This is a genomic window from Bacillus sp. G16 (assembly GCF_021282335.1).
Lineage (GTDB): Bacteria > Bacillota > Bacilli > Bacillales > Bacillaceae > Bacillus > Bacillus inaquosorum.
Map to the genome: position 1 here is coordinate 220,757 of NZ_JAJSOZ010000007.1, position 13,439 is coordinate 234,195.

Below are 13,439 nucleotides of genomic sequence, written 5' to 3' on the forward strand. Positions count from 1 at the left end.
ATAAAATGAATCTGAAAATGAAGGCGCCGCGAAAGGCAAACACCTGTAAAACCTGTTACAATGGAAGACAGAACAATGCATTGCAAATGGCAGGGAGGAACAAGAAGTGAATAGAATACAACGCGTCTCTTCATGGCTGAAGGAAGCGGGGCATACTGCCGCATTTATTCATACGAAAGAAAATGTTTTTTACTTAACCGGTTTTTACACAGAGCCGCATGAAAGATTAATGGGTTTATTTATTTTTCAAGAAGAGGAGCCTTTCTTTGTTTGTCCTGGAATGGAAGCAGGTCAGGCACGCAGCGCAGGCTGGAATCATGAAATCATTGGCTATGCCGATCACGAAAATCCGTGGGAGCTGATAGAGAAAGCCTTGAAAAAGCGAAATATCAGCATACATACACTCGCGGTAGAAAAAGATTCGATCTCACTATCACGCGCAGAACAGCTGAAGCATTCGGTGGGCGGGGCTCAATTTGTTTCAGCAGAAGAAACACTCAATCAATTTCGCCTGATTAAAGACGACAATGAAATTCGTTTGCTGAAAGAGGCGGCAAAGCTTGCTGATTTCGGTGTTGAAGTCGGCACAGCCGCTTTGCGTGAAGGCATCAGTGAAGTGGAAGTGCTCGCTCAAATCGAGTATGAGCTGAAGAAAAAAGGAATTCAGGGCATGTCTTTCTCCACAATGGTTCTATTCGGAGAAAAATCAGGCCAGCCTCATGGAAATCCAGGGACAGCCACATTGAAGAAAGGTGATTTCGTTTTATTTGATCTCGGTGTTATTCTTGACGGCTACTGCTCTGATATTACAAGAACGTTTGCATACAAGACCATCAATCCGAAGCAAGAGGAGATTTATGAGACCGTTCTTCAAGCGGAAAAAGCTGCGATTGAGGCAAGCAAACCCGGTGTCAGAATCGGAGATCTGGATTTAACTGCCCGCGGGATCATTGAAAAAGCGGGATACGGAGATTATTTTCCTCACCGGCTGGGACACGGACTCGGGATTTCCGTCCATGAGTACCCATCTATGAGCCAAGCCAACGATACACTGCTGCAGGAAGGCATGGTCTACACGATCGAACCGGGTATTTATGTGCCTGAGATCGGCGGCGTGCGCATTGAGGATGACGTTCATGTAACAAAGGACGGAGCGGTTGCTCTGACCCAATATCCGAAGGAATTAATCATACTGCCTTAACAGGAAATAAAAAAGGACTTTGTTCTCGACATCGTCCTTTTTTATCTGCATTAAATAAAAAAATCATCAAATGTTCGAAAGGGTTTAATTTCATGTTTTTGGTTGAGAGGTTTTACAGCAAGACAGCTGCCGCCGAGAACAGTCAGACATAATCCAATTAAAATGAAGAAACCCATGTGATCTTCTCCTTTCAGCTAAAAACACAAAATATGTCTGGTACGCTCATATCATATTGTATGAAACGCATTCCAGATCAAGGGAATTTAGAAAGAAGGGAATCTATGGCTAATATTAAAGACATTGCAGAAAAAGCCGGTGTCTCCGTTACAACGGTTTCCCGAGTCATAAACGATCATCCTTACGTCAGCGAAGACAAAAGAAATAGAGTGCTCGAGGCAATGGAAGCATTAGAGTACACGAGAAATATCCACGCTGTTCATTTGTCGAAAGGATTTTCAAACATGATTGGTGTTGTCTTGCCGACGATTAATCTGCCTTATTTTGCAGAGCTGATCGCAGGTATAGCTGACGCAGCCGCGGAATCCGGGATTCACCTCTCTTTATTCCAAACAAACTATGATGTGCAGAAAGAAATCTTTGCGCTGTCCCAATTAAAGCAGCGTCAGGTTGACGGGTTGATTTTTTGCTCAAAGGCGCTTGCTGATGAAAAACTCATGGAATGGGAGGGACCGATATTGCTTTGCCAGAATTCAGATATCAGCCGTTTTCCAACGATCAGCATTCCTCACCAACAAGCATTCCGGAAAGGCTTGGACTATTTAATTGCCAAAGGACACACAAAAATAGCCATCTGTTTGGCAAGAAAAAAGGGCATGAACAGCCATTTCCGAATCAAGGCCTATAAAGAAGCATTGGAAGAGATCGGAGAAGCATTTCGTGAAGACTGGGTGATCGAGAAAGCGATTACAATCAATGATGGCAAGGCGCTTTTTCATAAGTGGCAAAAGTGGAAGGAAAAGCCGACAGCTATTTTTGTTGCCAATGATCAAGTGTCAGCAGGGCTTTTACTTGAAGCAAGAGCCCAGCGGGTATCGGTACCGGATGAGCTTGCAATCTTAAGCGTTGATAACCATGAAATCAGCCAATCGCTTGGTATCACAACAATCGATATTCAGACAAAGGAAATGGGAAAGCAGGCATTTGCCATGCTGGAAAAAAGAATTCAAGGGCAGCCGATTGAAAGGAAAGTTCTGTATTACCGTCTCGTCGAAAGATCGACTGTTTAGTGAAAGCATCGAAAAAAGGTTTGACGTGCATTCCGTTCGTTATGTACGATATGAGGTATTGAATGACAAAAGGAGCTGAGGATCGTGAATGGGTCCTTCACAGTGAAAAAGGTACTGAATAATAACGTATTAATTGCTTCTCATCATAAATACAGCGAAGTCGTTTTAATCGGAAAAGGTATTGGTTTCGGAAAAAAACAAGATGATGTCATTGAAGATAAAGGCTACGATAAAATGTTCATTTTAAAGGACGAGAAGGAACAAAAGCAGTTTAAAAAGCTCCTTGACTATGTTGATGAAAAGCTCGTTGATATTTCAAACGATGTGATCTACCACATCAGCAATAGGACAAACCATTCATTAAATGAGCATATTCACATTGCGCTGACAGACCATATCGCATTTGCGATCAAAAGGCAGCAGCAGGGCTTTGATATGAAAAATCCATTTTTAATGGAGACTCAGTCGCTGTATCCGGAGGAATACCAAATTGCCAAAGAAGTTATCGATATGATTAATGAAAAAGCGGGAATTTGCCTTCCGGAAGGAGAAATCGGTTTTATCGCCCTGCATATCCATTCAGCCCTGACAAACCGCCCGCTGTCTGAAGTCAATCAGCACTCGCAGCTGATGGCGCAGCTTGTTGAGGTGATTGAAGACTCATTTCAAATGAAAGTAAATAAGGAAAGTGTCCACTATTTGCGGCTGATCCGGCATATCAGATTTACAATAGAGAGAATCAAAAAAGAAGAACCGACTAAAGAACCAGAAAAATTAATGTTGTTATTGAAAAATGAATATCCACTATGCTACAATACAGCTTGGAAATTGATTAAAATCTTGCAGCAAACATTGAAGAAACCAGTTCATGAGGCGGAAGCGGTTTACCTAACGCTTCATCTGTACCGATTAACCAATAAAATTTCATAAATTCAGTTTATCCTTATAACGTGTTACTGATCCGATCAGGCATGAGTGATTGAGGGGAAAAAACGGGAAGTCTATTCTCGTTCTTTTGTGCACCCAATTTGCTCATGCCTTTTTTGTTGTGTAAAAGGGCAAATGTAAACGGTTAAACTGGAAGACTTACGCCTGTGAATTCGTTGTCATGATTTTTAGCTGTAAGGTCAGACTAGTAAAAAGAGGAGGTCAATTCTTATGTTTAAAGCATTATTCGGCGTTCTTCAAAAAATCGGGCGCGCGCTTATGCTTCCAGTTGCGATCCTACCGGCTGCGGGTATTTTGCTTGCGATCGGAAATGCAATGCAAAATAAGGACATGATTCAAGTCCTGCATTTCTTGAGCAATGACAATGTTCAGCTCGTAGCAGGTGTTATGGAAAGCGCTGGGCAGATTGTTTTCGATAACCTTCCGCTTCTTTTCGCAGTAGGTGTAGCCATCGGGCTTGCCAACGGTGATGGAGTTGCAGGGATTGCAGCGATTATCGGTTATCTGGTGATGAACGTGTCCATGAGTGCGGTTCTTCTTGCAAACGGAACCATTCCTTCCGATTCAATCGAAAGAGCCAAGTTCTTCACGGAAAACCATCCCGCATATGTAAACATGCTTGGTATACCTACCTTGGCGACAGGCGTGTTCGGCGGTATTATCGTCGGTGTGTTAGCTGCATTATTGTTCAACAAATTTTACACAATTGAACTGCCGCAATATCTTGGTTTCTTTGCGGGTAAACGTTTTGTTCCAATTGTTACGTCAATTTCTGCACTGATTCTGGGTCTTATTATGTTAGTGATCTGGCCTCCGATCCAGCATGGATTGAATGCCTTTTCAACAGGATTAGTGGAAGCGAATCCAACCCTTGCTGCATTTATCTTCGGGGTGATTGAACGTTCGCTTATCCCATTCGGTTTGCACCACATTTTCTATTCGCCGTTCTGGTATGAATTCTTCAGCTATAAGAGTGCAGCAGGGGAAATCATCCGCGGGGATCAGCGTATCTTTATGGCGCAGATTAAAGACGGCGTACAGTTAACAGCAGGTACGTTTATGACAGGTAAATATCCATTTATGATGTTTGGTCTGCCTGCCGCGGCGCTTGCGATTTATCATGAAGCAAAGCCGCAAAACAAAAAACTCGTTGCAGGTATTATGGGTTCAGCGGCCTTGACATCCTTCTTAACAGGGATCACAGAGCCATTGGAATTCTCATTCTTATTCGTTGCCCCTATCCTGTTTGCGATTCACTGTGTGTTTGCGGGACTTTCATTCATGGTCATGCAGCTGTTGAATGTTAAGATTGGTATGACATTCTCCGGCGGTTTAATTGACTACTTCCTATTCGGTATTTTGCCGAACCGGACGGCATGGTGGCTTGTGATTCCTGTCGGCTTAGGGCTGGCGCTCATTTACTACTTCGGATTCCGATTTGCCATCCGCAAATTTAATTTGAAAACACCTGGACGCGAGGATGCTACGGAAGAAACAGCAGCATCTGGGAAAACTGGTGAAGCAGGAGATCTTCCTTATGAGATCCTTCAGGCAATGGGTGACCAGGAAAACATCAAACACCTTGATGCTTGTATCACTCGTCTGCGTGTGACTGTAAACGATCAGAAAAAGGTTGATAAAGACCGTCTGAAACAGCTTGGGGCATCCGGGGTACTGGAAGTCGGCAACAACATTCAGGCTATTTTCGGACCGCGTTCTGACGGTTTAAAAACACAAATGCAAGACATCATTGCGGGACGCAAACCAAGACCTGAACCGAAAACATCTGCTCAAGAGGAAGTAGGTCAGCAGGTTGAGGAGGTCATTGCAGAACCGCTGCAAAATGAAATCGGCGAAGAAGTTTTCGTTTCTCCGATTACCGGCGAAATTCACCCAATTACTGATGTTCCTGACCAAGTTTTCTCAGGAAAAATGATGGGTGACGGTTTTGCGATTCTCCCTTCTGAAGGTATTGTCGTATCACCGGTTCGAGGAAAAATTCTAAATGTGTTCCCGACGAAACATGCAATCGGCCTGCAATCAGACGGCGGAAGAGAAATTTTGATCCACTTTGGTATTGATACGGTCAGCCTGAAGGGCGAAGGATTTACGTCTTTCGTATCAGAAGGAGACCGCGTTGAACCTGGACAAAAACTGCTTGAAGTTGATCTGGACGCAGTCAAACCGAATGTACCGTCTCTCATGACACCGATTGTGTTTACGAACCTTGCTGAGGGAGAAACAGTCAGCATTAAAGCAAGCGGCTCAGTTAACAGAGAGCAAGAAGACATTGTGAAGATTGAAAAATAAGGGTGTTAGTACGCTGTGCTTGTCAGATGACAAGTACGGCTGTATGATATAATATTGTGAAGTAATATAGCTTTAAGTTAAAAGGAGAATGATAAAAATGGCACAAAAAACATTTAAAGTAACTGCAGATTCTGGAATCCACGCTCGTCCTGCGACAGTTCTTGTACAAACTGCAAGCAAATACGACGCTGACGTTAATTTAGAATATAACGGCAAAACAGTTAACCTTAAATCTATCATGGGTGTTATGTCTCTAGGTATCGCTAAAGGCGCTGAGATCACAATCTCTGCTACTGGCGCTGACGAAAACGATGCTCTTAACGCTCTAGAAGAAACAATGAAAAGCGAAGGACTCGGCGAGTAATGCAAGAATTAAAAGGGATTGGCGCTTCAGCCGGCATCGCGATTGCCAAAGCGTACCGGCTTGAAGAGCCAGATTTAACGGTTGAAAAGAAAAACATCTCTGATTCTGAAGCGGAAGTAAGCCGTTTTGATGAAGCGATTGCACGTTCAAAAGAAGAGCTCGAAAAAATCAAAGAGCACGCTTTAAAAGAACTCGGTCAGGATAAAGCTGATATTTTTTCTGCTCACCTTTTAGTTCTCAGTGATCCTGAGCTTCTAAACCCTGTGAAAGAAAAAATCAGCACTGATTCAGTGAACGCTGAATTCGCTTTAAAAGAAACGTCTTCTATGTTCGTTTCCATGTTTGAATCAATGGACAACGAATATATGAAAGAGCGTGCGGCAGATATCCGCGATGTAACAAAACGCGTAACCGGCCACCTGCTTGGCGTCGAAATTCCAAACCCAAGCATGATCTCAGAAGAGGTTATTATTATAGCTGAAGACTTAACACCGTCTGACACAGCTCAATTAAACCGTGAGTTCGTAAAAGGATTCACAACTGATATCGGCGGACGCACATCTCACTCTGCCATCATGGCGCGTTCTCTTGAGATTCCTGCAGTTGTTGGTACGAAAGCGGCTACAGGCACAATCCAAAACGGCGTGACTGTTATCGTTGACGGTATTAATGGCGATGTCATTATCGACCCATCTGCGGAAACTGTAAAAGAGTATGAAGAAAAACATAATGCTTATTTGGCTCAAAAAGCTGAGTGGGCGAAGCTGGTCAATGAACCTACTGTGTCAAAAGACGGTCATCATGTAGAGCTTGCAGCGAATATCGGTACTCCTGATGATGTGAAAGGCGTTCTTGAAAACGGCGGAGAAGCAGTTGGCCTTTACCGTACAGAGTTCCTTTACATGGGAAGAGATCAGCTGCCTACAGAAGATGAGCAGTTTGATGCTTACAAAACGGTTCTTGAGCGTATGGAAGGAAAATCAGTTGTCGTGCGGACACTTGATATCGGCGGAGACAAAGAGCTTCCTTACCTGCAGCTTCCTAAAGAAATGAACCCGTTCTTGGGATACAGAGCGATTCGTCTTTGCCTTGAAGAGCAAGAAATCTTCAGAACACAGCTTCGCGCGCTGCTTCGTGCAAGTACATACGGAAACCTGAAAATCATGTTCCCTATGATTGCGACAGTTAACGAATTCAAAGAAGCAAAAGCGATCCTTCTTGAAGAGAAAGAAAAGCTTGTAAAAGCGGGACAGGCTGTATCTGACGATATTGAAGTCGGTATGATGGTTGAAATTCCGTCAACTGCAGTCATCGCTGATCAGTTTGCTAAAGAAGTTGATTTCTTCAGTATTGGAACAAACGATTTGATCCAATACACGATGGCAGCTGACCGTATGAATGAACGTGTATCTTACCTGTATCAGCCATACAACCCGGCAATCCTTCGCTTAATTACACTCGTAATTGAAGCAGCACACAAAGAAGGAAAATGGGTTGGCATGTGCGGAGAAATGGCAGGAGACGAGATTGCGATTCCGATCCTTCTCGGCTTAGGCTTAGATGAGTTCTCAATGAGTGCAACGTCTATCCTTCCGGCAAGAACACAAATCAGCAAATTGTCTAAACAAGAAGCTGAGTCATTCAAAGAGAAAATTTTATCTATGAGCACGACAGAAGAAGTTGTCGCGTTCGTAAAAGAAACATTCAAGTAATGTACAAAAACCAGACGGCCTCCGGCCTGTCTGGTTTTTTTCATAATCAGGGATGCAGCGGGGCACAATAACATGGCTAGGAGGGATAGTATGTCAAACCAATTTAACGCAGGAGATACAGTTTACGTGATCTACAGAAATCCGCACGCCGCCAATGTTGCCCACATAAAGGAAGCTGAAATTGTGCACCACCCATACCATGAAGGCGAGCTTTCCCTGTTTATTTATGAAACCTATCATCCGCTTGCAGAGGACGATGCTGTGTTTGCAAGCTATGAAGAAGCTAAATCACTTTACAAAGAACTATTTGATATCGATCCGTATGAGTAACAAGGAAATCATTACAACTCATATCCTTTCCGCCTTATGAGAAAAGTAACGTTAGTAAAGGAAAAGGATGTGGCACCATGCAGAACCCATTTGTTCCGCAGCTTGTGTATATAGAACCGAGAGCGCTGGAATATCCGCTGGCTCAAGAATTACAAGATAAATTTGAAAAAATGGGCATTGAAATCAGAGAAACGACGTCCCATAATCAGGTGCGTAATATTCCTGGAAAAAATCATCTTCAGCAGTATCGTAATGCGAAGTCAACATTAGTTATCGGTGTCAGGAAAACATTAAAGTTTGATTCTTCGAAACCCTCGGCTGAATATGCCATTCCGTTTGCAACAGGCTGCATGGGACACTGCCATTACTGCTACCTGCAAACAACCATGGGATCAAAGCCGTATATCAGAACCTATGTAAACGTCGAAGAGATATTGGACCAGGCAGATAAGTATATGAAGGAGCGCGCACCAGAGTTCACAAGGTTCGAAGCTTCATGTACGTCAGACATTGTAGGAATCGATCATCTGACACACACGCTGAAGCGCGCCATTGAACATTTTGGACAAAGTGAGCTCGGAAAGCTCAGATTTGTAACGAAATTTCATCATGTCGATCACCTACTAGATGCAAAGCATAACGGGAAAACGAGATTCAGATTCAGCATTAATGCCGACTACGTGATTAAAAATTTTGAGCCGGGAACCTCACCTCTTGATAAGCGGATAGAAGCGGCGGTAAAAGTTGCAAAAGCAGGGTATCCGCTAGGCTTTATTGTTGCGCCGATTTATATTCATGAAGGCTGGGAAGAAGGATACAAACATCTGTTTGAAAAACTTGATGCCGCTTTGCCGCAAGATGTCAGACATGATATTACTTTTGAATTAATTCAGCACCGTTTTACAAAACCGGCGAAACGAGTCATTGAGAAGAATTATCCAAAGACGAAGCTCGAATTAGATGAAGAAAAGCGGCGTTATAAATGGGGCCGTTACGGGATCGGAAAATATATTTATCAGAAAGATGAAGAGCATGCACTTCGGGAAGCGCTTGAATCCTATATTGATACTTATTTCCCAAATGCGAAAATCGAATATTTCACTTAAAGGGCTGTTGTGACGAACAGCTCGCTTTTTTATAAAAAGGATTTTTCCATTCCATCAAAACGCCGAAATTCAATGATTCTTCATCCTCTAAATAATTGCTGACTACACGAATCGGAGAACGGCCGCAATGCAGGAGAAAGGACAGCACAGGGTCTTTTTTCCTGCCATCCATCACATCTTCAACGTATTGTACAGCGCTGATCTCGTCTGCGTATTTATGATAAAAAGGAATGCGCCCGCCGCCGAGCAGGCGCTCCAGCCGCTTGTCAACAGTCAGCTCATACATCGTGTTCATCAGCCATTTTCCGATTCCAAGCTTTCGATAATGAGGAGAAACGGAAATATCCACTACATATAAAGTATTTCCATGAGGATCATGATTATTAATAGATCCGTTGTCTGTTGCCTGCGCCCATGTATGGTCAGGAGACTCTGGCTTAAAATGTACGATAAGGGCAGTCATAGAACCAACTATTCTGCCATTGACCAGCGCGCATAAAGCCCCTTCCGGAAAGGTTTTGATATGGCTTGCAAGCTGTTCCTCTGACCACAGTAATTCCTGAGAAAACGGAGGGGGGAAACATTCTCTTTGAAGTGAAATCAGCCCCTTTATGTCAGCCTCTGAATAGTTTCGGATGGTAAGTGCCTCAAATTTTCTGCCGGTGTGCACGTACATTTGTTTTAGTATGATCATCACCCTCCTTATGTATTTTATTATAAATAAGATTGAATTTTCAGTAAATATATTCCGGTTTTCATATAATTTATTTTTTTATTATTCATTTTTCAAACGAGAGGGCCGATATAGAAATTAGGAGGGGATTGGTTTGTTTAAAAAACTTCACATGAAGATTGCTGTTTTTGTTTCGATCATGTTAATCGTCACAGTTGTTCTTTTAATGCTGTCTTCTTATCTGACGCTAAAACCAATGATTACAGAGGATGGGAAAAATACAACTCAAAACGTGACACAGTCACTTGAACAAAATATTGAATTGCAATTAAAGAGTTATGCCATTTCGTTAACAAGATTGGCTAATGGAGAATTAGCTCATACATTTGTAACGAAACCAAGTAAAGAAGCTTTTCGGCTGTTTAATGATGACATTAAACAAATCAAAGATAACGATAATTATGTTGCGATGGCTTACATAGGCACCGCAAAAAAAGAGATGTTTACATATCCGAAAGCCGATTTTGCTAATGATTATGACCCGACATCAAGACCATGGTATAAGCTTGCAGCTGAAACTCCGGATCAAGTCGTTTGGACGGAACCCTATAAAGATGTCGTGACAGGAGACATGATTGTCACTGCATCGAAAGCGGTACTTGACGGGCAGAAAGTGATAGGGGTTGCCAGCTACGATTTGAAACTTTCTGCTATCCAGAGCATGGTCAATAAGCAAAAGGTGCCTTACAATGGATTTGCCTTTTTAGCTGATGCAAGCGGCAATCTTTTAGCCCACCCGTTAAACCAAGGAAAAAATATATCAAAGGATCAATCATTGAAAACCATTGCATCTGAGAAAAAAGGGATACAGGATGAAAATGGAAAAATGGTTGTGTACCAAACGATTGGTGAAACGGGCTGGAAAGTCGGAACACAATTTGATACTGATAAATTAATGTGGATTTCAGATAAAATGAACCGGGCGAACCTTTGGATATCACTGATCGCGCTTGTCGCAACGATAATTCTCAGCTATTTCCTAGCCAAAACGATAACCGGTCCGATACAGCAGCTGATCGCAAAAACGAAGGCAGTCTCCGAAGGCGATTTAACCGTTCATGCTGAATCAAAATCCAAGGATGAAGTCGGTATTTTAACAAGAGACTTTAACCAAATGGTTGAAAATATGAAGGAAATGGTTGAACAAGTAAGACTCTCTTCAGGGAAAGTATCTGATACCTCTGAGCAATTAACGGCTGTCTCTGCTGAAACAAATGAAACAAGCGGACAAATTGCAAAAGCAATTGAAGAAGTAGCCGCAGGAGCATCAGAACAGGCTTCTGAAGTTGAGACCATTAATGAAAAATCAGAAAGCCTGTCAACTAAAATCAGACAAATCGCTGAGGAGGCGGGCGGAATTAAAGAGCGCTCAAAATCATCTGAGGATGCAAGCTATAAAGGACTTGACGCGCTCGGCCAGCTATTGATGAAGTCAAACGAAGCCAACATGGAAACAAAAAAGGTTGAAACGATGCTGCTTGATCTGGAAAATCAAACAAAGAATATTGAAGAAGTGGTTACAGCTATTTCGAATATTTCTGATCAGACCAACTTGCTTGCTCTAAATGCCAGCATTGAGGCAGCCAGAGCCGGAGAAAGCGGACGCGGCTTTGCCGTTGTAGCCGATGAAGTGCGGAAGCTTGCTGAGCAATCAGCACTTTCTACAAAGCATATCAGCGAGACTGTGAAGCTTATCCAGCTTGAGACAAAAGAGGCCTCTCACGCAATGGTTGAGGCAAGCAGAATGAATGATGAACAAAACAGTGCCATTCATGAGACTGGAGAGGTATTAAACACGATAACCGCAGAAATGCAATCACTGGTACAAGGCATTGATCACATTTACGAAGAAATTCAAAGAATGAGTGATGAACAGCTCGCAATTTCTGAAGCGATTCAAAGCATATCAGCCATATCACAGGAATCGGCCGCTGCAGCAGAGGAAGTGAACGCATCAACCGATGAACAGCTGATCACCCTTGATAAAGTCAAACACTCAACGGAAACGTTAAAACATGCAAGCCAAGAGCTTATGAACACAATTCAGAAATTCAAATTGTAATCCAATCAAATCCCCAAAACATGATATGTTTTGGGGATTTTTCATTTTAAGAGTCTACTATATGATGAATAGATATGGTAGTCTAGAAAATGAAGGAAAAATGATAAATTTTAACTAAAATCAAACAAAGCATCTGGGAGGAATGACCTTGAAAAAAACAATTGGTTTTATCGGTCTTGGAGTGATGGGAAAAAGCATGGCATCACATATTCTGAAAGACGGCCATCCTGTATTGGTGTACACCCGGACAAAAGAAAAAGCAGACAGAATACTTGAAAAAGGCGCGGTATGGAAAGAAACGGTCAAAGATCTTTCAAAAGAAGCGGATGTTATCATTACAATGGTCGGCTATCCCAGTGATGTTGAAGAAGTGTATTTCGGAAGCAACGGAATTATTGAAAATGCAAAAGAAGGCGCATATCTCATTGATATGACGACATCTAAACCTTCGCTTGCGAAGAAGATTGCTGAAGCGGCCAAAGAAAAAGCATTGTTCGCTTTAGATGCCCCTGTTTCCGGCGGAGATATCGGTGCACAAAACGGAACTCTCGCGATTATGGTCGGCGGAGAAAAAGAAGCATTTGAAGCCTGCCTGCCGATTTTCTCTTTAATGGGAGAAAACATTCAGTATCAAGGACCGGCTGGAAGCGGCCAGCATACCAAGATGTGTAATCAGATTGCAATCGCAGCTGGTATGATCGGTGTTGCAGAAGCGATGGCCTATGCTCAAAAATCAGGCCTGCAGCCGGAAAATGTCCTGAAAAGCATCACAACGGGCGCAGCCGGAAGCTGGTCATTGTCAAATCTTGCTCCCCGTATGCTTCAAGGCAACTTTGAACCAGGTTTTTATGTGAAACATTTTATTAAAGATATGGGAATTGCGCTCGAGGAAGCGGAATTAATGGGGGAAGAAATGCCAGGCTTGTCGCTTGCGAAATCCTTATATGACAAGCTCGCTGCACAAGGCGAAGAAAACAGCGGAACACAAAGTATATATAAGCTATGGGTGAAATAAAAAAGATTCCATGTATCATACAGTTAGCCTTCAGGCTGTGAGCCTTATTTGATATTCGTTCTGAGAAGGATTTATCCTTCTCTTTTTTAATTCAATCGTGTTTTACTCTTTTTACAACTTAAGGCATACGATTTACAATGCTGCTGTCACTGATCCGCATTATTTTATTTTTGTTCGAAAAGCACCCTTCTTTCGAGTCATACGCCTTTTTTGGAGGGAGAAAAATATCATCATCTCCTGCATACATTGTTTTTTTATTTTTAGCAGTTGACAAAACTGAGACAGTATTTTACTGTTGCCTTAACATAAAACGGAAGGGTGAAAATAAGAACATGATTCTATAACCCTAGCTTTAAGAAAGAATCAATAGCTTAACCTATACATTTAACTTCAGTACTATTTTTCCGATGA

Annotated in this window: 11 protein-coding genes; 10 read left to right on the forward strand and 1 reads right to left on the reverse strand. The window is 42.4% G+C overall.

What is annotated here, in order from left to right; translation table 11 throughout:
- Positions 1–106: 106 nt before the first annotated feature.
- From papB to splB, 8 genes are all read left to right on the forward strand, one after another.
- A complete protein-coding gene (gene papB, locus LWH95_RS11600) occupies positions 107–1,201 on the forward strand; it encodes a di/tri-peptidase (RefSeq protein WP_003238963.1) in 1,095 nt (364 codons plus the stop codon).
- A 281-nt stretch (positions 1,202–1,482) separates the two neighbouring features.
- Positions 1,483–2,448, forward strand: a complete 966-nt coding sequence (locus LWH95_RS11605) for a LacI family DNA-binding transcriptional regulator (protein ID WP_232919636.1) — start codon at positions 1,483–1,485, stop codon at positions 2,446–2,448.
- A gap of 84 nt (positions 2,449–2,532) precedes the next feature.
- Positions 2,533–3,378 carry a glucose PTS transporter transcription antiterminator GlcT gene (gene glcT / locus LWH95_RS11610; protein ID WP_003238961.1) on the forward strand — a complete coding sequence of 282 codons (846 nt, stop codon included), beginning with the start codon at positions 2,533–2,535 and terminating at the stop codon, positions 3,376–3,378.
- 228 nt (positions 3,379–3,606) lie between these two features.
- Positions 3,607–5,706 (forward strand): PTS glucose transporter subunit IIABC, encoded by a 2,100-nt coding sequence (gene ptsG / locus LWH95_RS11615; RefSeq protein WP_232919637.1) that lies wholly within the window; start codon positions 3,607–3,609, stop codon positions 5,704–5,706.
- 97 nt (positions 5,707–5,803) lie between these two features.
- The gene (locus tag LWH95_RS11620) at positions 5,804–6,070 is read left to right on the forward strand and encodes a phosphocarrier protein HPr (RefSeq protein WP_003218637.1); all 267 of its coding nucleotides are present in this window, start codon (positions 5,804–5,806) and stop codon (positions 6,068–6,070) included.
- A complete protein-coding gene (ptsP, locus tag LWH95_RS11625) occupies positions 6,070–7,782 on the forward strand; it encodes a phosphoenolpyruvate--protein phosphotransferase (protein WP_019258254.1) in 1,713 nt (570 codons plus the stop codon). The genes LWH95_RS11620 and ptsP overlap by 1 nt, the downstream gene beginning before the upstream one ends.
- Positions 7,783–7,872: 90 nt before the next feature.
- On the forward strand, positions 7,873–8,112 hold the full coding sequence (gene splA / locus LWH95_RS11630) for a transcriptional regulator SplA domain-containing protein (RefSeq protein ID WP_232919638.1): 240 nt from the start codon (positions 7,873–7,875) through the stop codon (positions 8,110–8,112).
- Positions 8,113–8,189: 77 nt separating this feature from the next.
- Positions 8,190–9,218, forward strand: coding sequence for a spore photoproduct lyase (splB, locus tag LWH95_RS11635; protein WP_003238958.1), 1,029 nt, complete (start codon positions 8,190–8,192; stop codon positions 9,216–9,218).
- Here the strand turns inward: splB and LWH95_RS11640 are convergent.
- Positions 9,211–9,912, reverse strand: coding sequence for a GNAT family N-acetyltransferase (locus tag LWH95_RS11640; RefSeq protein ID WP_232919639.1), 702 nt, complete (start codon positions 9,910–9,912; stop codon positions 9,211–9,213). The genes splB and LWH95_RS11640 overlap by 8 nt on opposite strands.
- Positions 9,913–10,045: 133 nt before the next feature.
- On the opposite strand from LWH95_RS11640, the gene mcpC reads away from it, so the two are divergent.
- Together mcpC and LWH95_RS11650 are read left to right on the forward strand one after the other, a co-directional pair.
- A complete protein-coding gene (gene mcpC, locus LWH95_RS11645) occupies positions 10,046–12,013 on the forward strand; it encodes a methyl-accepting chemotaxis protein McpC (protein ID WP_232919640.1) in 1,968 nt (655 codons plus the stop codon).
- A gap of 148 nt (positions 12,014–12,161) precedes the next feature.
- On the forward strand, positions 12,162–13,028 hold the full coding sequence (locus LWH95_RS11650) for an NAD(P)-dependent oxidoreductase (protein ID WP_232919641.1): 867 nt from the start codon (positions 12,162–12,164) through the stop codon (positions 13,026–13,028).
- The last annotated feature ends 411 nt before the right edge of the window (positions 13,029–13,439 follow it).

Coding starts and splice junctions, on each gene's coding strand:
- LWH95_RS11605 (WP_232919636.1), top strand. CDS start 1,483: ATGGCTAATATTAAAGACATTGCAGAAAAAGCCGGTGTCTCCGTTACA.
- ptsG (WP_232919637.1), top strand. CDS start 3,607: ATGTTTAAAGCATTATTCGGCGTTCTTCAAAAAATCGGGCGCGCGCTT.
- LWH95_RS11620 (WP_003218637.1), top strand. CDS start 5,804: ATGGCACAAAAAACATTTAAAGTAACTGCAGATTCTGGAATCCACGCT.
- ptsP (WP_019258254.1), top strand. CDS start 6,070: ATGCAAGAATTAAAAGGGATTGGCGCTTCAGCCGGCATCGCGATTGCC.
- splA (WP_232919638.1), top strand. CDS start 7,873: ATGTCAAACCAATTTAACGCAGGAGATACAGTTTACGTGATCTACAGA.
- splB (WP_003238958.1), top strand. CDS start 8,190: ATGCAGAACCCATTTGTTCCGCAGCTTGTGTATATAGAACCGAGAGCG.
- LWH95_RS11640 (WP_232919639.1), bottom strand. CDS start 9,912: ATGATCATACTAAAACAAATGTACGTGCACACCGGCAGAAAATTTGAG.